Here is an 18865-nt window from a genome sequence, read left to right on the forward strand (position 1 = left end):
GGACGGCGCAGGAGCGTTCCGCCTATCCTCGAGATCGGCGAGACAGAACCATCGCGCCTGCGGCACACCAGGGCGCGAACCATCAGGGCACGAACCACCAGGGCACGGGCCGTTGGGGCAGGGATTGGCGGCGGCTCGGCCATGCCCGCTCCACCTTCCGTTCTGCATGGTGCTTTGCGCTATGATGGGACGGGTGGATGGACGAGGATCAGGCGGAACGGATGACGGGCGGCTTCAGCATTTATCGCAATTTCTACATCAAGATCACCGTGTTGATGCTGGCCTCCATCCTGGTTTTCCCCGCCGTGGAAAATCTCAGTGCCGGCATCGCGGTGATCACGCTCTTGGACGTGGCGCTGATGCTGATGGCCATCCATCTGGTCTCCACCGGCACCACCCGCCGCCGCTGGCGCCGGGTTCCACTGGTGCTGCTGGGGTTGGTGGCGATCGGCCTGGACCTTTATTCGGTGTTCGTCCCGAACCGGCACTTCCTCCTGGCCGCGACGCTGTTCTTCTGCGGCTTCTACCTGTTCGCCATCTACAACATGTTGAAATATGTGCTCTCGCCCGGGCGCATCACCCTCGACCGCATCTTCGCCTCGCTCGCCGCCTACATGACCATGGCCCTGTTCTGGGCGCTCATCTATCGCGCGCTTTACCTGGTGGAGCCCCATTCCTTCCGCTTCGACACCACCATCCAGCGGGCCGAGGTGCCCTTCTACGATTTTCTCTATTTCAGCTACGCCACCATCACCACGACGGGTTATGGCGACATCGTCCCCAACACCCACCAGGTGCAGTCCTTCGCCATCGTGGAGCAGATGGTGGGCGTGCTCTATGTGGCGATCCTGGTGGCCCGCCTGACCAATCTCTACGCCCCGACGCCCCCGCGCCGGCTCGGCCGCGGCCCCTCCACCCCTGCCGTGCGCCCGCCACCTGTGCACGGCACCCGCGATCCCGCCGCCCCGGATTGTCAGGCGCCGGCCGATAGGGTAGGAGAGGCATCGTCGACTAGGCACCCGTAGCTCAGCTGGATAGAGCGTTGCCCTCCGAAGGCAAAGGTCGCACGTTCGAATCGTGCCGGGTGCGCCATCGCAACCACAAGGTGCTTTGGTATTTGCGCGGACGTCGCGTTTTTCCATTCCTAGCGCTGAACGCTCATTGACTGCCTTGGTAAGACCGGGGCGCGTGTTCCGCCTGCATCTGAATCTCGCCACCTCCAAAATTCGACGGTCGATAAGACGCTCGGCTGGGTGAGCATGCTTACACGGCGTCCTCTGAAGATCATGGGAGTCGGCAGACGCCCGATGCCTTCCCGCCGCGCTCAAATGGTCATTCACAAGTGCCTGGCCCGCCCCGCCTCTCGTCTCATCGAGCTTTATGTCCCTTCAATTCGCGACCACCTCTCTTTCCTTGTGGGAAGCAGGCGCTCCATCCCTGTGCTGAGGACGGGAGCACCAAGAACTTGAGTCCTGACCACGCTTCCGTCGCTGACTGTGTGTGCGGATTTGCCAAGCCCCGAATGAACGGGAAGCCCGGGGCTGTCCTCACCGCAGAGGCAAGAGATGGCCCATAGCGGCCTTCCCGAAACGCTCTTGCGCAAGGCCGCCTTGCCTCATTTCGGTGGCTCGACTGACGCTTGCGACTTCCCGAACGCCGACATCGCTCGTGGCGTAGCAGAGGGGCAGTGCATTGCCCTTTTGGCATATTAATTGCTCAAAAGGGCCTATGCTCCGGGAGGCCTATGATGGCGATCGACTTCACGCTCACAGCAAACCAGAAACGGTTGCGGACCATCGCGCGGGAATTCGCGAACGACATCCTTGCCCCCCGCGTCCAAAAGGCCGACCAGGAACCGGACCCGCAGAAAGCCTTCCAGCATATGAAGGGCGCTTATGTGGAAGCCTACAAGCTGGGCTTCGCCATGGGCTTCATCCCCAAGCGCTATGGGGGCGGCGGCATCAGCAGCCTTGATCTTCAGGTGGTCGCCGAAGAGATCTGCGCCGTGGATCCTGGCTTTGCAACCATCCTTCTGGTCAATGGCCTCGCCCTCATGCCGTTGGTCTGGTTTGGCAGCGAGCGGCAGAAGCAGAAATGGCTAATGGCGGCAACGAGCGATCCGCGCGGCGAGTATCTTGCGGCCTGGACAGTCAGCGAGGCGGCGGGGTCGCCAGGCGGCACCGCCAATTTTGATCATCCGGCGCCCTGGCCGGCGGGGGTGTCGCTGACGGCGACCCATGACCGCGCAAACGGAGAATATATCCTGAGCGGACGCAAATATTGGCCCTGCAATGCGGGGGGCTGGGACCTTGCGGGCGCGAACATCAATATCTGCATCGTGCGAACCACGCCGAAGCGCGGCGGCACGGAAGGATTGTCGGCGATCATCGTGCCGCGGGGCACGGCGGGCGTGGTCTATGAGTCGCCCATTTCCAAGATCGGCCACCGCATCTGCCAGAACAATTCCATCATCTTCCAGGACTGCCGCGTGCCGGAGGAGAATGCGTTTGCCATCGGCGATGGCGATCTCGCCATTGCCCGCGCCTTCACCTGGTCCGGCCCGGTGGCCGCCATTGCCGCGGTCGGCGTTGCGCGGTCCGCCTATGAATATGTGCTCGACTGGGCAAAGACCCACACAGCCGGCGGCCCGGAGCCGATCATCAACCATCAGGCCGTCGGCTACGCCCTCGCGGACGTCGCCATGAAGATCGAGGCCTGCCGCGCCTTCGCGTGGAAGGCGGCGCATTATCTCGACCGCAATGAGAGCCAAGGCCATGCCATCTGCGCCATGGCAAAGGTCTTTTGTGGAGAAACCCTGTTTGGCGCCGTCTTCGGGGCCATGCGGGTGATGGGCGTGAATGCCCTCGACCGGCGGCATCCGTTGGAGCGCTACCTGCGCGAGGCGGCCGTCTTCCCCCTTTATGACGCGGGCAATCTGGGCATGCAGATGCGCAAGATCTGGTCCGTCATGCGCCATCCCGATTTCGACCCGCGGGCGTTCATGGACCTGTCGCCGACCCCCTTCGACAAGACCCTGCGGTAGAACCCGTTTTCAGGCGAGGGGGACAAAGCGGAAGCGGCAGACCTGGCCGTCGTCCCGCTGCATGCACTCCTCCTGGTCCACGCTGGCGCCCATGAGGCCGCTGATGAAACCGATGTCGAACTGGCACACCTCCGGATAGTCCTTCGACAGGTCGTGGTAGACACAGTTGCGGCATTCGATGCGCGGAAGCTTGCCCGGCTCCTCGCCAGGAACGGTCTGCGCGACAAAGCCGGTTTCATTCATGATCCGGACAATCTCGACGATGCGCTCGATCCGCGTCTTGCCCGTGATGCGCGGCAGCGCCATGGCCGACATGTCGACCCCGAGATTGAACATGAACGCGCCGAGGTCAGCATCGCCGATCCGCCCGCGCAACGTCTGGAGCAGGACGCGCGAGAACCAGGAATATTGCTTGGGAAAGACGCCGATGCCGCTTTCGGTCAGCACATAGATCTGGCCCGGCCGACCGCCGGTCTTGCGGGCCGAGCCGCGTGCGACATAGCCGTCGCGCTCCAGACCCGCCAGATGCTGCTTGACGGCACTGCGGCTGATTTCGAGCCGCCCGGCCAGTTCGTCGACGGAGAGGCCGGATTTGACTTCAAGAAGCTGTGCAAGCAGCCGACGCTGTGTCTCTCCTCCGCCGAGCACCGTTTGAACCCTCACATGGCACGGCCCACATCATAGAAGCGAACCCTTTATTCCACAACGCTTCTTGCCACGGGCCGGAGAGGCCGCACCGCCAGTGCAGGGACGCCGAAACAGGCAGAATCTGGCGTCCTTTTAATCACAAGAATCTTTTGACAGTTTTTTATGCTGAAACTACCATTTCCTTGTTCAGACGCGTCCGCACATCGCTTTCCGTCCCGCCCGACACCCGTTGCGGCGAACGGCGCTGCACGACCTCGGACGCGGCGAGCTCACAACAAGGATGGGGAATTTCAATGGCAATCGACTTCACCATGTCGCCGGAACAACGTCAGATCCAAGCCATGGCCCGCGCATTCGCGGAAGATGTGCTGGCCCCAATCGTTCCCGAGGCGGATCGCGAGCCGGATCCTCTGCTGGCCCATGCCAAGACGAAGGGCGCCTATGTGGAGGCCTACAAGGCCGGCATCGCCATGGCCATGCTGCCGAAAGAGTATGGCGGCGGCGGCCTCTCATGCCTCGATTTCACCATCGCGGCTGAAGAGATTTGCGCTGTCGATCCGGGCTTTGCCTGCACCGTGCTGTGCAACGGCCTCGGCCTGATGCCCGTCTCCTGGTACGGCACGGAGGAGCAGAAGAAGCGCTTCATCGGCGCGGCAACCTCCGACCCGACCGGCGAATATCTCGGCGGCTGGACCGCTGGTGAGCCTCCGGGCGGCACGGGCGGCACCGCGAATTTCGACAATCCCTTCCCCCGGCCCGCGGGCATCGGCCTGACGGCAACCCGCGACGGCGACTTTTATGTTCTCAACGGTCGGAAGAAGTGGTCCTCGGCAGGGGGGTGGGATGCCAAGGGCGTCAATGCCCAGACAGTGATCGTGAGGACCGACAGCGACGTCGGCGGCACCAAGGGCCTCTCCGCCATCGTGGTGGAGCGCGGAACGCCCGGCATCTCCTATGAATTTCTCAACAAGGAGGGGCACCGCACCGCCTCCAACGCCCTCATCACCTTCGACAATGCGCGCGTTCCCGTCGACAATCTCCTGCCCGGCGCGGCCGGCAATGGCGATTTCGTCATCAACCGCAATTTCGCATGGTCCGGCCCGGTGGCCGGCATCGCGGCGGTGGGCATGGCCCGTTCCGCCTACGAGGCGGCCCTCAAATTCTGCAAGACCAACACGGCGGGCTCGCTGACGCCCATCATCCGTTTCCAGAATGTCGGCTACATTCTTGGCGACTGCGCCGCCAAAATCGAGTCGGCCCGCTACTTCTGCTGGCGCGCCTCGGACTATCTCGACAAGCATGAGCAGCATGCCGAGCTCGTCGGTGCCATGTGCAAGATCAACACCACCGAAGCCATGTTCGACGTCATCTACAAGTGCATGCAGGTGGTTGGCGTGAACAGCCTGAGCACTGAGTATCCGTTCGGCCGTTTCCTGCGCGAGGCGTCCGTGCTGCCGATCTATGATGGGGGCAACATGGGGATGCAGCGCCGCCGCGTCCACGGCGTCATCGCCGACGAAGGGTTCAATCCGCGGGCGGTGATGGACGACAGCACGATCATCTTCGAGAAATCGATGGAAAGCATCGGCACAGTTGCCGATTGGGACCGTCAATACTCGAATTCCGGTTCCACCCCGTTCGTATCCGCGGCTGAATAAACTTAGACCGTGCGCGGGCGCCAATTGCGACGTCCGCGCATGTGGAGAGGCCCGTGCCGCCATCGCTTCATGGACGGAGCACGACAAACTGAACCCCAGGCCGCCTGAGGCCACAAATCAACCCTCGGACTCTCTCTCTCCTGGCCCGGAGGAGAAAAGGGCCCCGGTCAGACCCTAAAGACGGATTCACCGACCAGATTGATTCAATCTGGTCGGTTCGCGCTCTAGGAGTGACCGGCGCATCCGGCGCCAGCCGGAGCTGAGCCGCGTCAGCAGAAGCGGGAAGGCGGAGTTGGGATGCACCCGCGTCCGGATCCGCGCTCCGATGGGACCCGCATGGCGTCCCAGAACCTCGCTAAGACGTGCAAAGAGATTGGCGCGGTAGAGCACCCGGTTCCGCGCCTCGGCCATGGCAGCCCGACGGGCGGCATCGATCGGCGCTGCAAAGCCCGCCACCACCCGCTCCAGCGCGTCCGGCGCCTCCAGGTCGAATCGGATCAGGGAGCCGGCAGGGAAATGACGCTCAATATCGGCGCAGCCGGAAAAGATCGGCAGGGACCAGCCGAGATAGGCGTCGCACAGCTTCTCCGTAAAGAAGTTTTCCTCCACATTGTTCTCGATTACCAGGTGGTGGCTGAAGGGCAGGATCACGTCGGCCTTGTCGCGGATCTCCGTGAAGCCACGTCCAAACAAGCGGAAGTCCGGCCCCATGCGCTCGGCCAGCGCGCGGACGAACTCCAGGCGGCGCCGATGACGCGGCAGGAGGGTCTTGGTGGAGATGACCGCAGACAGGGCATGCTGCTTCTCACCCATCGGAAGGTCGCGGATCTCCTCGAAGGTCCAGCGCGACCGGGCGCCGGCTGCATCCGACATGTCGAGGCCGATGAACCAGGGAAGCCCCACATCCGTCGCCGCATGGAGCCCTGAAAAGCCGGAAATCGCCATTGGGGAGAGCAGAAGCCCGAACTGGTTGAGGAAGCCGGGCCGATAGGTGCGGATGCCCGGCGGCTCCGACACCACGAGGGCACGGCGCGCCTTGGGCAGGTTGGTCTCGACGGGCGTGCGCAGATCGTCGAAGACCACCAGCCAGTCCTCCTCCAGCGATGTGTCCGCGATCCGGAACTGCCAGTCTTGCCATGTGCCCAGACCTCCGGGAGTCTGGCGGAAGAGCGTGTCGGTGCGATGCTCTGTAGAAAAGGCGACCTGCGGCATCTTCAGCTCTGAACGTCAGCTTTTCCTCTTTCGAGGTGCGGGTTCAGACTTAGCGTGAAGGCCGAATTTGGTCGATTGTGGAAGTATTTCTACTATGTAAACTTTCGTGGACGAGTTTAGCTGACGCTTCAAATATGACCTTGTGGGGGATGCGAAAAGTGCCATAGTCAGGATGGTCGGGGCTCAATTACCCTTCGGCAAGGCGGGCGTGCGCGCCCCAAATACCCGAAAAGAGGCATGACATATGGCCAGCACCGTTGCGGACCTTCTGGTCAGCACCCTTCATCAGGCTGGTGTCCGACGCATCTTCGGCATCGTGGGCGACAGTCTCAACGGTCTGACGGAAGCCCTTGAGCGCAGCGGGGACATGGACTGGATCCATGTGCGGCACGAGGAAAGCGCGGCCTTTGCCGCCTCCGGCGCGGCGCAGGTGACAGGCGAGCTGGCGGTGTGTGCCGGCTCGTGCGGGCCGGGCAATCTGCATCTCATCAACGGTCTGTTCGACGCCCAGCGCAGCCGCACCCCGGTGCTGGCCATCGCCGCCCATATTCCTTCCTCAGAGGTGGGCGGGGGCTATTTCCAGGAGACGCACCCACAGACCCTTTTCCAGGAATGCAGCGTCTATTGCGAGATGGTCTCCGATCCCGCGCAGATGCCGTTCGTGCTCGAAAACGCCATCCGAGCCGCAGTGGGCAAGCGGGGCGTGGCGGTGGTGGTCATTCCCGGCGATGTGGCGTTGAAGCCGGTTCCCGATCGCCAGCCCGCGGCCTGCCTGCTGCCGGCTCTGCCCGAGGTGCGCCCACCCGTGGCCGAGATCGACCGGCTGGCGGCGCTCATGAACGAGGCCCGAAAGGTCACTCTGTTCTGCGGGCGGGGGTGCGCGGGCGCCCATTCCGAACTCATGGCTCTGGCCCGGACGCTGAAGAGCCCCGTCGTCCACGCATTGGGCGGCAAGGAGTTCGTGGAATACGACAATCCCTTCGATGTGGGCATGACCGGCTTCATTGGCTTCTCCTCAGGCTACGAGGCCATGCATGCCTGCGACCTGCTGGTTCTGCTGGGCACGGATTTCCCCTACAAGCAATTCCTCCCCACCGGCATCAAGGTCGTCCAGGTGGACCTTCGCCCTGAGCAATTGGGCCGGCGCTGCGCCATTGAGCTGGGCGTCGTGGGCGATGTGCGCCTGACGCTGGAGGCGCTGCTGCCCAAGCTCACCGAGAAGACCGACCCCACCCATCTGGAAACCCATGTGGCCGGTTACAGGAAGGTCCGTGCCGGTCTCGACGACCTCGCCCAGGGCACAGCCGGGCACCCGCCCATCCACCCGCAATATCTGGCGCGGCTGGTCAGCGAGGCGGCGACCGATGACGCCATCTTCACCTTCGATGTGGGCACACCCACCATCTGGGCGGCCCGCTATCTCAAGATGAACGGGCGCCGCCGCATGGTGGGTTCGCTGGTGCATGGCTCCATGGCCAATGCCATGCCGCAGGCCATCGGCATCCAGGCCACCCTGCCCAAGCGGCAGGTGGTCTCCCTGTCGGGCGATGGCGGCTTCACCATGCTGATGGGCGACCTCATCACGCTCAAGCAGCACAAGCTGCCGGTGAAGGTGATCATCTTCAACAATGGGGTGCTCGGCTTCGTGGCCCTGGAAATGAAGGCCGCCGGCTTTGCCGAGGTGGGCACAAAGCTCGACAATCCCGACTTTGCCGCCATGGCCCGCGCCATGGGCATTCACGGCGTGCGTGTGGAGGATCCCGGCTATCTTGAGGGGGCGGTCAAGGAAGTGCTGGCCTATGACGGCCCGGCGGTCCTCGACGTCGTGACGGCCACGCAGGAATTGTCCATGCCCCCCACCATCGGCCTGGAGCAGGTGAAGGGCTTCAGCCTTTGGATGATCAAGGCGGTCATGAGCGGCCGCGGCGATGAGGTGCTGGACCTCGCCAAGACCAACCTTCTGTCGCGGTGACCCACGCGGCAGCGAACTGTCAGCCGGCTGCGGCCTGGTCTTCGTCCCAGGCCGCAGCCTCCGCCTGATCGGCAATGAGGACAACCCGCGCCCGCAGCACGTGGAGCCGGTGGCGGCGCAGGCGCGTCGCCAGGTGCTGCTCGCTGGCGGCCCCGGATCTGTGGCCGTTCAGGCGCTCATAATGCCGCCGCGAAATGAGAAGGCCCTGGCCCGAGCGGGCCCGGCCGAGCACGGCGAGCTGGAGCGCGCCGGCCAGTTCGCGGATGCGGGGCCGCAGGCCGTAACCGTCCACCGCCAGACGGAACGTGGCCGCCACCCGGTCCGCGGCGCCACGGCGCTCGGCGGTCTCCAGGAACTGTCCTACGTCGCGCGACCAGCCTTCCTCCAGCAGTGAATCCGGCTGGAGGAACAGGACCCAGGGCGTGCGCACCGCTGACACGCCCTGCCGCAGCCTCTGGCCCATGTCGGAACTGCCCTGGATGAGCGCGCAACCGGCCGCATCGGCGATGGCGGGCGTGCCGTCGGTGGACCCCGCATCCACCAGCACCACCTCACGCAGAATGCCGGCCGTGACACCCGGAACCAGGGCGGACAGCACGGGAACCAGTTCCCGTTCGGAGTTCGAGGTGGGAATGATGACGGAGATCAAGCCGGGACAACCCTTTCGTTCCCTCAAGCTATAAGGCCTGGAGGAGGTGTCGTCGATCCGTTCGCGCGGGTGCGAAACACATTTGCCGCGCTGCACCCTTGACATGGCTCTCCGGCGAGGGCCTTGCATCGGGACGGCGACAGGTATTGGCTGCGTGCCTGCTGGATTCTCGGAGGCACCCTCCCTCGCGCACCCCTCGGGCGGCGCGGGGAGGCTGACCGTCGCTTGCTCCATCGCCTCAGGCGAAGCGTCTCCCCTCCCTGCCGAAGCGGCTCGGGCGGGACGCGAGGCGCAGTTTTCCATGATAATTGCCCGGTCGCGCCGGGGGAGGAGTGCGAATGTCTTTTGATACGTGGGACAAGGACGAGGCGGGCCGCCTGAAGGTCTGGCCCCTTCAGGCCTTTACCACCGCCATCTTCGACGGCAAGGCGGGCGGGGTGCGATTAGAGGTGGGGAAGGCGAAGGCGCCGGGCCTTCCATTGCCGGCGGTCCAGATCGCGTTGGATGCGGACCAGTTGCGGGCACTGGCGGAAGCGCTGGTGGAGATCGCCGACCGCATCGATCCGCCATCGCCCAAGAACTGAATATGGCAGAGCGGCGCCGGCTTTGCTTCGCGGTGGAAAGGCATCTCGCCATTGGAGCGGCCCTTCTTGCCCTGTGGGTCACGGGCGTGCCCGCGGCGGCGCAGCCGGTACGGCCGGGGACGCCGGTTGCCACTTTCCCGGACCTGAGCCGCGCACTGAGAGCGTGCTGGCAACCGCCCGATGACAGCGCCGGCTCGATCATCACCTTCCGCTTCGGCCTGGATGTCGCGGGCCAGCTGAAGGGAAAGCCGCTTGTGACCTATTCCCGGCTGACGGGGGATGGCGTGGCGCAGCGCCGGTTCGTGGCGGCGGCACTGGCCGCGCTTGCAAACTGCACCCCTGTCCCGCTGGATCCGGGATTTGCGCCCATTGCGGCAAGCCGCGTGCTGACGCTGACCTTCTCCGCGCCGGAGGCGCGGCGCCAGGTGCCGATCTGAACGGTCGGGCCCGACCCGAAGCCGGGCCCGCGCAACGCCTCACTCGGCGGTTGCGATGACCGTCTCGGTTTCCTTCTTCTTCGGCGGCGCGCCGCGGGCCTGCTCCGCCGAAATCATGCGAATCAGCGACAGTTCGGTCCGGATGACGGTCGCCTCGTCTGCCAGTGTCTCAAGCGCGAGTGCGACGCGGTCCACCGCCGTCAGACCCTTGCGGGCCCCCTTGCGCTGATCCAGCACTTGCCGCAGCCCGTCGAAAATTTCCTTCACGCCCGATGCCATTTGCCTTCCTATCCCAAGGTGATCCGGAAGCCCCGCCGCGTCCTCCGGTACTCTGATCCTCGCGCTGCACCGCTGCGGTTCAGCATCGGACGGCTGTCCCCGGTTTGCTGGTGCTCCGCACCCGGATCACGCACCTGCGCCCCATCGGCCGTCATTGCATCATAAGAGAGCACGGTTAGGGGAGGAAGGGCGTTGAAGGCCCGGCCTGTCTTATTCCAGCTTGCTGCAAGGCGGGCGGAGCATGCTAGCTTGCCGCGGCTGCACCGGATGTCCGGCGCGCCGCTCGATTCTGAAGGAAGATCATGGGGCTCGTCTTGTTCGCCTGGGAGCTCGGGGAGGGCATGGGCCACGTGTCCCGGCTTTTACCGGTTGCGGAGGCGCTCGCCGAGCAGGGGCATACTTGCGTTTTCGCGGTGCGCAATCTGCTACTGGCATCCAAAGCCATCCGCGACCGGGGCTTCTTCGTCGTCCAGGCGCCCTATGCCGTTACCCCTGTCGGCCGTTTGCCCTACCGCATCGGCGCCTATGGCGACATCATGGGCATGGTGGGGTTTGACGAGCCCGTGCGTCTCGATGCGCTGGTGCATGGCTGGCAGGCGGTGCTGGACATGTTTCGGCCTGACTTGGTTGTGGGCGACTATTGCCCCGTCCTGGCGCTGACACTCTATGGCAGCGGTACGCCGCTGATGATCCTGGGCGACGGTTTCACCTTGCCCTTGCCGACGGGGGACACCTTTCCGAGCTTTCCCGGTCGCACGCCGAGCCTGAAGGAGGAGCATCTCCTCGCCAACATTGCCAGCGTTCAGAACGGGCGCGGGCGCCCGGTGCCGCCGACGCTTCCGGGCGTTTTCGCCGAGGCGGATGGCCTGGTGGTGACCTTGCCGGAGCTTGATCTTTACGGGGAGGCGCGCGGCGAAGCGGCCATGGGGCCGCTCACGCCGCTGCCGGCCCCCGCCGCCCGCAGCCCCGTGCGCACCTGGTTTGCCTATCTCACGGCCGAACATGCGCAGACTGGCACCATCCTTACCACCCTCTCCCAATTGGATGCAGACGGCTGTGCCTATGTGCGCGACATCCTGCCGAACGAGCGGGAGAGGCTGCGCACGCTGGGCGTCAACCTGCTCGATACGCCGGGCGATCTCGCCCAGCTCGTGCCGGAGAGCGCCATGGTGGTGCACCATGGCGGGCTCGGCACCATCGAGATGGCCTTGGCAATGGGGCGCCCGCAATTGCTGGTGCCAAGACAGCTGGAGCAGACGCTGAATGCCGGGCTGGTGGGGCAGTTCGGCCTGGCGCTCGGACTATCGGGCGGGCTTAAGCCGGAGAATGTGCACTCCGCCTATAGCCGGATGCTGAACGACACGTCCTTTGCCGCATCTGCCACGCTCTTTGCCCACGGATTGGCCATGCGCGAGCCCGGCGGAAGCCTCGAGAGAATTTTCCAGCGCGCGCTCAATCATTTGAGTGGCGGTTGACCGCCCGTAAGGCGGAGAATTCGCCCAACAACACGAGAGCGCTGCCGGCACGCGCTCCATGTGTAGGACCAGTGAGGCGTACATGCAGATCATAGCCATCGCGCAGCGCAAAGGGGGCGTGGGCAAGACCACGCTGGCGGTGAACCTTGCCGGCGAACTGGTGCGCCGGGGTCGAAGCGTAACCCTGGTGGATGCCGATCCGCAGGCTTCCGCCTTCGACTGGGCGCTGCCGCGGCGGCTCGGATTCGTTGTGCGCAACGACGTGCCCACGGTGGCGGGCGGCGTCTCCTGGGTGAAGAGCATCTACAAATCCGGCACCGATTTCGCGATCATTGATTCGCCGGCTGACCTCGGCTCGGTGTTCAAGCTGTGCGTTGAGGTGGCGGATCTTCTCCTGCTCCCTTGCGGCCCGTCTTCCCTGGATCTGAATGCTGCCAAGCAGACGGTGGCCCGCGCATCGGAGATCTCCCGCCCTCTGCCCGATGGCCAGCCCCCCACCTTGCTGGTCCCCACCAAGGTGGACATGTCGGTGCTGGAGGGTCAGCAGATCGCGCCGGAGCTGGCGGAGCTCGGCCACGATGTGGCCCCCCATATCAGCTTCGACATCTCCTATGTGCGGGCTTTCACGGTGGGGCAGACCATCAGCGCCTATGCACCCGGGTCTTCGGCCGATCTAGAAATGCGCGCCGTTGCGGAAGCCGCATTGCGCACCCTGGGGCAGCCTGTCCGCCGTCCCTTCCGAGCCCGGTAGGGTTTTGCCCGGGTGCGTCGCGGGGGCGCCGGCAAGGGCGGCTTGCAGCGGGCTGCGCGGGAGCCAAATTGCATGTGGGCAACTTTTTCCGGTGCGCTTGACAGCCAGGGGGGCGGAACCGTAAATGGCGCCTCCCATGGATCGGGGCCGTAGCTCAGATGGGAGAGCGCTGCAATCGCACTGCAGAGGTCAGGGGTTCGATTCCCCTCGGCTCCACCAATTAAATCAAGGGCCTAGAGCGCATTCGGCGATCTAGGCTTTTCCCCATGTAAGCAGGATGTAAGCGGCGCCCAAAGGTGGGAAATTCCCACCGTTCCCGCCAAAGCTCATTCTGGGAAATGCCCAGGTTGACGGGCGCCACAAACTCCGCAAATGGGGAAAGCGGCAAAATTCCCCAGGCCGGGCGGGGGGGTGTCAGCAGTTTTGCTGACCCTCATTACTGGTGATGGTCAGCCGTATCGCTTCTGGTGGTTCTGCACCGCCTGCACTGCGAGGGCAGGAACTTGGCGCAACGCGATGGCCGCGCCGGCTGCTGCTGCTTCCTGCGCCGCCTTGGCAATGGCCGCATCCCCGTTCGCCCCTGCGAGGTTGATGGAGATATTCGCGTTCAGCGTAGTCCGTTGCCCGCGTGACGCCCCGGCGCGGGGCGTGTTCAGCTCCACCGGGATGCGCCGCCCGTCCGGCAGTGGCACAGCGGCTTCCGGTCCCGCCTCGCCGAATATCGCTGCTGTGTTGGACACGCCGCCGTTGGCATAGCGCTTCAGCCGGCGTGGCCCGTGCGGCGTCATCACGCCGCCCTCGGCAAAGCCGAAAGCCGAGAAGAGCGTGCCGATCAGTCCGCCCGCCTTTCCTCCGGTGGCGCCCATGCCGAACAGGCCACCCAGCGGGCCGTCCCCCAGGAGCGCAGCTTGAAGCACCAGGTCGGCGAGGCGCTTGGTGATGTTCGCGAGCGATTCGCCCCAGCTTTGCGTCCCGTCTATCAGGCCGGAAATGGTGCTGGAGGCGATGCTTCCCAATTCCTGCTGTGCCTGATTGAGCCGCTGTTGATCGGCGTAGGCCGTTTCGAGCGCGGCCGAGAGGGTGCCGTATTGCTGCGCCAGGTCGTCAAGCTGCTGCGTCTGTTCCGGCGTCAACGTGATCTGCATCCGCTGCGCCTCGGCAATGGCCTGTTGCTTGAACCGATAGGCCTCGGCAGCCTGCGTCGTCATGCCGAGCGCGGCCTGTTCCGTCTGGAGGTCGGCAATGCGCTGCTGTGCCGCCGCCTGGAGGTCGGCATAGCCGCGCTTCAGGGTCTCACCCGCGCGCTTCACGTTGCTCAAATCGCCTTGGCCGGCGAGCCCAGCCGGGCGGGGCGTGGGCAAGGGCACGTTGGCGGTAGCGGTGCTTCCAGAAGGCAAGCCCACGTCGAAAGTGGTTGCGCGGGTGCGAGGCGTGGCTTGCGGCTGCGCCTGCGACCAGGCCGGCGAGCGCTGCGGCAGTTCATCGGGCGTCGGCAGGTGCTTCTGCATCTCCTGGAGAAGCTCGATAATGCCGAGGATGGCGCCCTTCACCTTGGTTCCGATGGTGGTGGCGAGCGCCTGGAAGCGCCGGTCGATTTCCTCTGCCCGCTTCACCATTTCCGCGTCCAGCACGGCGCCGGTGTCGCGCGCCTCTTGCCGCATGCGTTCGATGCTGTTGCGGCCCATTTCCAGGAAGCGCACGAACTGCTCGCCGCCGGTGCCGCCGAAGATTTCGTCCGCCACGCGGATCTGCGACGCCTTGTCGAGGTCGCGAAGCCGCTCGATCACCTCGCCGAACAGTGCGGCCGGGTCTTTCAGCTTCACCTTCAGCTCGTCTGCCGTATAGCCCAGGCGCTGGAAGGCTTCCGCGCCGCCGCCCGCGCCCGTGACAATGAATTCGTCCGCCCGAAGCTGCATCTCCTTGATGCCGTCTGTTAGGCCATCCACGCCGACGCGGGCTTGTTCCGCAGCGAACTTGAGTTCCTGGAAGGCCTCGACGCCAAGGCCGGCGCGCTTGGCTTCCGCGCTCATCTCAGCCACTTCGCTCACGGCCTGCTTGATGGTGGTGAGCACGCCCGCGATGCCGGCGCCGCCAACGCCCACGGCTCCAAGGCCCATGGAGAGGCCAGCCACCAGGCCCTTGCCGGCATTGGCAAGCGCCGCCTCGAGGCGCGGCGCGGACTCCTGCGCCCGCTTTTCGATGGCTCGCAGATTGTCGTTCGCGATCTTGCGGCCCTTGGCCATGTTCTTTTCGAAGTCGCGGATGCGGGCCTCGAGCGCGACGACAAGGCGTTCCTCAGCTGCTACGGGCATCACATCACCATGAGTTCGGGCGACCAGTCGTCGCTGTCGTAGATGGAGCCGCCTTCGCCGAAGCTGGCGCGGCCCACGGCCATGGCGCAGGCCACGGCGCCGTCAATGCGGTCGCGGCTCTTGCCCTTGTGGAAGAAGAGGTTGCCGGCGCTGTCTTTCTGGACGGCGATGTTGTCGAAGCACCAGCGAAGGACGGGGTGCCCGCCGTGTGTGAAGCGCCTGCCGAGAATGGCGCGCTCCAGTTCCTTCACGGCCGGTGCCATGGTGACCCAGCCTTGCCGCATCTCGACGGCGGGAAGGCCGTCCTCCAGGAGGTTGTTCAGGGTGTTGCGCGCCATGTACGGATCAAAGGCGATCTCGCGCACCTCGAAGCGCTCGCACAGGTCGCGCACCACGGCCTCAACGTGGCGATAATCCACCACGTTTCCGGGGGTGGGCGTGATGAAGCCCTGTTCCGCCCAGGTGGGATAGGGCACGCCGTCCCGCTCGGCCCGGGCGCGAAGATTGTCCTCCGGGCAGAAGAACCAGGGGTGGACCACATAGCCGTCCTCCCCATCGCGCCAGGCGGCCACGATGCAGGTCAGGTCACCCGTGGAAGACAGGTCCACACCAAGCCAGCAAGGCGCGCCTTCGAGCGCCTCCAGGTCCACCGGCTGGGCGCCTTCGTCATAGACGGCCATGTCCACGAACGGATCTGCCGAGTGATCCAGCCAGATGTTCAGGTTCAATTGGCGGAAGGCCTCCCGGTCGCCAGGGCGTTCCTTCGCCTCGCGAGCCAGTTGGCGCAGGCCGGCAATGTCGGGATAGCCGTGGGCAAGGCCTGGATTGACCGAGCGCCACACAGCCTCGTCCGTCCAATCGCAATCGCGATCCGCCTCGAAGAGGATCGGCAGGCAGGAAGGATCATCGATCTCGCCGCGCGCCACCTTGCGGGCATAGTCGATGATGTCCCACGCGATGTTCTCCTGTCCCCGGCCGGCGGTGGTGGCCACCACCAGGAGGGAACCGGGCGTCTTCACCAGGCCGGACCGGAGCACATCCCAGAGGTCGCGCTTCTTCCACGCGTGCAATTCATCGGCGAGCACAAAGGCCGGCGTGCGCCCGTGCTGCGTGCCGGCGTCACAGGAAATCGCCTCATAGAAGCTGGCATGCCGGGTGCTCACCAGCCGGTTCTTGTAGTCCTGGAGCGCCGACACCTTGGACACCGCCCGCGTGGCGCGCACGATGCCAACGGCCTCGGCATAGGCAAGCCGGGCCTGCTTCCGATCCGCGGCCGCGCTGATCACCTCGCCGCCGGGCACCCGTTCCGGTCCCACCGTGTGAAGCAATGCCAGGGCCGCGGCGAGCGAGGTCTTCCGGTTGCCGCGTGGCAGAAGCATGGGGACGGTCTTCACGATGCGCGTGCCGTCCTCGTGACGCGGCCCATAGATGCGGCGCACGATGCGCTCTTGCCAGGGATCGAGCCGGAAGGCGTGGCCGGGGGCGGTGCTCTTGGGGTGCTTCAACGCCCGCAGAAACCGCACCGCCCGATCGCCATAGCCGAACGGATCGGGGATCGGCGAGCCGTCAAAGATCCAGGTCGGGTGCGTCTTGGTCATCATCATTCCTCACGGCGGGGCGCGAGCGGCTGGCCGGCGTCAAACCGAGCTCGGAAGCGATCTGCCGCGCCTGCGTCATGCCGTCCGAGCGGATCGCAACGGCCGGATGCTTCTTCGGCCCGGTCGCGCTCATGTAGATGAGCCCCTCTTTCGCGATGATCCGGGAGGCCTCGGCCACCAGCCCCACGGCGGTGCAGTAGCTTTCGAGCATGGCCAGGTCCGCAACGGTCAGCGTCCGGCGCTCGTTGATCAGGATGGGCGCGACGCGGCGCCATTCGCCCTTCGCATCCCTCGACAACCAGGTGGGAGGCGTCGGAAGGCTCGTCACCGGGGAGGAACCGGGGAGGGTCTCTTTCGGCTTTCGGCCCTTCATAATGCTTCCTCTGTTACCGTTTGGACCTGAAAAGGCTGTGAGGGCTCCATCACGCGCAAAACCCCTCCGCCGGTCCCCAGGCCTCTCTGGCAAGTCGGCGACCACCCCCCGGTCAGGCTGGCGCCGTGGCGCCGCTGGCGACGGTGCGGATGTCCAGGCCCTTGCGGCGGCCGATCTCCTTGAGCTCCTTGATGTCGTGGGCGATGCCATCGGAGAGCACGCGGTCCTTCACCGTGAGCCCGTCCAACCAGCGCACGCGGAAGACGACTGCGGCTTCTCCCTTGAAGCCTTCGCCCTTGAGGTACTCGGATGTGCTCGCCTGGATCTTCTGCGCTCGCAGGGTGGCGATGGTTGCCCATGTGGCCGTCACCTGTCCGAGGTCATCGCGTTCCTCGGTGAAGCGCTGCACCGTGATGATGCGATCAAGGCTCCCGGCTTTCATGCTGTCACCTCGACCAGGCTATCCACGGTCACGACACCATGGGCTTCTTCCTCATCACGCATGAAGCGGGCAGAGGCGATCACGGTTGAGATGGCGCGATAGCCGGTGGCGAGCGTAAGGGGCTGGTGCTCCACTGCTGAGGTGATCGCGCCTGCGATGGCACGGGCTTGCGGCATGGCCTTGGTCCAGACGTGAAGGGTGGCATAGACGCGCCGGTGGTTCGCAGCGAGGGTGTTCGCTTCCCTCACCACTTGCCCTTCACCGACCAGGATCGAGGGGAAGCGGGCAGGCGTGGGCAGGCCGTCTATGATGTCCGACGCAGGGACAAGGGCCGTCACGTCCGTGGTGGCCGTGAGCCGGGCGATCAGAGCGCGCTGCAAGGCGAGGTCCGGTGTCATGGCTGTTCGGCCTTCACCTTGGTGGTTCCCCGCATGCCGAGGATGCCGCGCACCTTCTGGCCAAGGGGCACCTTCTTCTCAGGCCCGCCGAAGATGGACTGAAGCAGTTCGCGCCGGCCGGTGATGGCAAGCTCAAGCTGCGGAATGGGCGTTGCCAGCACCACGGCAGGAGCCCAACCAAGCCAGCCCGTGCCCATCTTGAACAGGTGCTCGAAATACTCGGCCATGGTCACACGCCGAAAGGGGCGTCGCCATTCCCGACACCCTCCTCAGTATCGGAGAGGGGCTTTCCGCCATTGGCGAGGCGGATCACGTAGCCGATCAGGTCGGGCGTGAGCCCCACCAGGCCGGTGCTGAACACCTCTTCCGTGGTGCGGGGCTTCTCGGGATCGGTGCGGCCGAGGCCGTGGTGCACAACGTCCGCCGCCGCCTTGAGGTCGTAAGCCTCCAGTTTCGCCAGGAGCGAGCCGAAGTTGCCGTGCAAGGCCGTGAGGTGCAGCGCGGCCCCGAGCGTGGGCGCCAGGGTGGCAGGCGCGCCGGCAAGCGTAATGGAGACGTGCCCTTCAAGCATCAGGTCGCCTCCACTTCCAGGATCTCGGAATTGATGCCCACCTGGAAGGTGACGCGCGTCATGTCATCGGCACCGGAGAAGTTCACCTTCGCCGACATGATCACTGTGCGCATGAAGAAGGTGGTGGGCGTGCCGCCATTGGCCGCGTCATCCGCCACGATCTTCACGTTGTACTCGTCATCCTCCTTCGAGGCGGCAATCATGGCCTGCTGTCCGGCGTCGAGGGGATCGCGGATGCAGGTGAGGGCCAACACGCCCGCGTCGCGCGAGCCCTTGCGGCGCTGAACGCGGTTCAAATCGAGGGTGGTGTAATTCACCTCGGTTGCTTCGTCGCCGAACTCCCCGATGTCTTCGAGCTCCTTCACCTGTACATAGCTGTCGGTCTGGAACTGCGAGAGGTTCTCGGCTTCCGTGGTGGTGCCGATATAGAATTTCGCACCTGCGGACGTGCTGGTGGCCATGG

Annotated in this window: 20 protein-coding genes and 2 tRNA genes; 10 read left to right on the forward strand and 12 right to left on the reverse strand. The window is 65.0% G+C overall.

What is annotated here, in order from left to right:
• The first annotated feature begins 197 nt into the window (after positions 1-197).
• The 3 genes from J5J86_RS20615 to J5J86_RS20625 all read left to right on the forward strand — a co-directional run bounded on the left by J5J86_RS20615 (position 198) and on the right by J5J86_RS20625 (position 3043).
• On the forward strand, positions 198-1025 hold the full coding sequence (locus J5J86_RS20615) for a potassium channel family protein (protein ID WP_209101525.1): 828 nt from the start codon (positions 198-200) through the stop codon (positions 1023-1025).
• Positions 1016-1092, forward strand: a tRNA-Arg gene (locus J5J86_RS20620). The genes J5J86_RS20615 and J5J86_RS20620 overlap by 10 nt, the downstream gene beginning before the upstream one ends.
• 655 nt (positions 1093-1747) lie before the next feature.
• Positions 1748-3043: an acyl-CoA dehydrogenase family protein gene (locus J5J86_RS20625; RefSeq protein WP_209101527.1), complete on the forward strand. Its 1296-nt coding sequence runs from the start codon at positions 1748-1750 to the stop codon at positions 3041-3043.
• A 9-nt stretch (positions 3044-3052) separates the two neighbouring features.
• On the opposite strand, the gene J5J86_RS20630 is transcribed toward J5J86_RS20625, so the two are convergent.
• On the reverse strand, positions 3053-3691 hold the full coding sequence (locus tag J5J86_RS20630) for a helix-turn-helix transcriptional regulator (RefSeq protein WP_209101529.1): 639 nt from the start codon (positions 3689-3691) through the stop codon (positions 3053-3055).
• On the opposite strand from J5J86_RS20630, the gene J5J86_RS20635 reads away from it, so the two are divergent.
• Positions 3670-5349, forward strand: coding sequence for an acyl-CoA dehydrogenase family protein (locus J5J86_RS20635; RefSeq protein ID WP_247657736.1), 1680 nt, complete (start codon positions 3670-3672; stop codon positions 5347-5349). The genes J5J86_RS20630 and J5J86_RS20635 overlap by 22 nt on opposite strands.
• Positions 5350-5535: 186 nt before the next feature.
• Here J5J86_RS20635 and J5J86_RS20640 read toward each other — a convergent pair whose 3' ends face one another.
• Positions 5536-6561, reverse strand: a complete 1026-nt coding sequence (locus J5J86_RS20640; protein WP_209101532.1) for a glycosyltransferase family 10 domain-containing protein — start codon at positions 6559-6561, stop codon at positions 5536-5538.
• Between the two features lie 244 nt (positions 6562-6805).
• On the opposite strand from J5J86_RS20640, the gene poxB reads away from it, so the two are divergent.
• The gene (gene poxB / locus J5J86_RS20645) at positions 6806-8533 is read left to right on the forward strand and encodes a ubiquinone-dependent pyruvate dehydrogenase (protein ID WP_209101535.1); all 1728 of its coding nucleotides are present in this window, start codon (positions 6806-6808) and stop codon (positions 8531-8533) included.
• 19 nt (positions 8534-8552) lie between these two features.
• On the opposite strand, the gene J5J86_RS20650 is transcribed toward poxB, so the two are convergent.
• Positions 8553-9182 carry a glycosyltransferase gene (locus J5J86_RS20650; RefSeq protein ID WP_247657738.1) on the reverse strand — a complete coding sequence of 210 codons (630 nt, stop codon included), beginning with the start codon at positions 9180-9182 and terminating at the stop codon, positions 8553-8555.
• Between the two features lie 338 nt (positions 9183-9520).
• Between J5J86_RS20650 and J5J86_RS20655 the strand changes: the two genes are divergently transcribed.
• Together J5J86_RS20655 and J5J86_RS20660 are read left to right on the forward strand one after the other, a co-directional pair.
• Complete coding sequence (locus J5J86_RS20655; RefSeq protein ID WP_209101546.1) at positions 9521-9766, forward strand: hypothetical protein; 246 nt, start codon at positions 9521-9523, stop codon at positions 9764-9766.
• 2 nt (positions 9767-9768) lie between these two features.
• The gene (locus J5J86_RS20660) at positions 9769-10203 is read left to right on the forward strand and encodes a hypothetical protein (protein ID WP_209101549.1); all 435 of its coding nucleotides are present in this window, start codon (positions 9769-9771) and stop codon (positions 10201-10203) included.
• Positions 10204-10242: 39 nt separating this feature from the next.
• On the opposite strand, the gene J5J86_RS20665 is transcribed toward J5J86_RS20660, so the two are convergent.
• Complete coding sequence (locus J5J86_RS20665) at positions 10243-10482, reverse strand: hypothetical protein (protein ID WP_209101555.1); 240 nt, start codon at positions 10480-10482, stop codon at positions 10243-10245.
• Between the two features lie 302 nt (positions 10483-10784).
• On the opposite strand from J5J86_RS20665, the gene J5J86_RS20670 reads away from it, so the two are divergent.
• From J5J86_RS20670 to J5J86_RS20680, 3 genes are all read left to right on the forward strand, one after another.
• A complete protein-coding gene (locus J5J86_RS20670; RefSeq protein WP_209101557.1) occupies positions 10785-11957 on the forward strand; it encodes a nucleotide disphospho-sugar-binding domain-containing protein in 1173 nt (390 codons plus the stop codon).
• Between the two features lie 82 nt (positions 11958-12039).
• Positions 12040-12708 carry a ParA family protein gene (locus J5J86_RS20675; protein WP_209101560.1) on the forward strand — a complete coding sequence of 223 codons (669 nt, stop codon included), beginning with the start codon at positions 12040-12042 and terminating at the stop codon, positions 12706-12708.
• A gap of 143 nt (positions 12709-12851) precedes the next feature.
• Positions 12852-12927: transfer RNA gene (locus J5J86_RS20680), tRNA-Ala, on the forward strand.
• A gap of 230 nt (positions 12928-13157) precedes the next feature.
• On the opposite strand, the gene J5J86_RS20685 is transcribed toward J5J86_RS20680, so the two are convergent.
• The 8 genes from J5J86_RS20685 to J5J86_RS20720 all read right to left on the reverse strand — a co-directional run bounded on the left by J5J86_RS20685 (position 13158) and on the right by J5J86_RS20720 (position 18863).
• Positions 13158-15020, reverse strand: coding sequence for a hypothetical protein (locus J5J86_RS20685; protein ID WP_209101563.1), 1863 nt, complete (start codon positions 15018-15020; stop codon positions 13158-13160).
• Entirely contained in the window at positions 15020-16618 is a 1599-nt protein-coding gene (locus tag J5J86_RS20690; RefSeq protein ID WP_446698635.1) for a terminase large subunit, read from the reverse strand. Before J5J86_RS20690 ends, J5J86_RS20685 begins: the two co-directional genes overlap by 1 nt.
• Positions 16587-16991, reverse strand: a complete 405-nt coding sequence (locus J5J86_RS20695; RefSeq protein WP_209101567.1) for a phage terminase small subunit P27 family — start codon at positions 16989-16991, stop codon at positions 16587-16589. The genes J5J86_RS20690 and J5J86_RS20695 overlap by 32 nt, the downstream gene beginning before the upstream one ends.
• Positions 16992-17103: 112 nt before the next feature.
• Entirely contained in the window at positions 17104-17433 is a 330-nt protein-coding gene (locus J5J86_RS20700; protein ID WP_209101568.1) for a head-tail adaptor protein, read from the reverse strand.
• Positions 17430-17831, reverse strand: coding sequence for a DUF3168 domain-containing protein (locus tag J5J86_RS20705; protein ID WP_209101571.1), 402 nt, complete (start codon positions 17829-17831; stop codon positions 17430-17432). Before J5J86_RS20705 ends, J5J86_RS20700 begins: the two co-directional genes overlap by 4 nt.
• Entirely contained in the window at positions 17828-18058 is a 231-nt protein-coding gene (locus J5J86_RS20710) for a hypothetical protein (RefSeq protein WP_209101573.1), read from the reverse strand. Before J5J86_RS20710 ends, J5J86_RS20705 begins: the two co-directional genes overlap by 4 nt.
• A 2-nt stretch (positions 18059-18060) precedes the next feature.
• Positions 18061-18402 (reverse strand): hypothetical protein, encoded by a 342-nt coding sequence (locus tag J5J86_RS20715; RefSeq protein ID WP_209101576.1) that lies wholly within the window; start codon positions 18400-18402, stop codon positions 18061-18063.
• Positions 18402-18863: a hypothetical protein gene (locus J5J86_RS20720; protein WP_209101586.1), complete on the reverse strand. Its 462-nt coding sequence runs from the start codon at positions 18861-18863 to the stop codon at positions 18402-18404. Before J5J86_RS20720 ends, J5J86_RS20715 begins: the two co-directional genes overlap by 1 nt.
• Positions 18864-18865: the final 2 nt, after the last annotated feature.

Origin of the sequence: Aquabacter sp. L1I39, assembly GCF_017742835.1 — a bacterium.
Taxonomy (GTDB): Bacteria; Pseudomonadota; Alphaproteobacteria; order Rhizobiales; family Xanthobacteraceae; genus L1I39.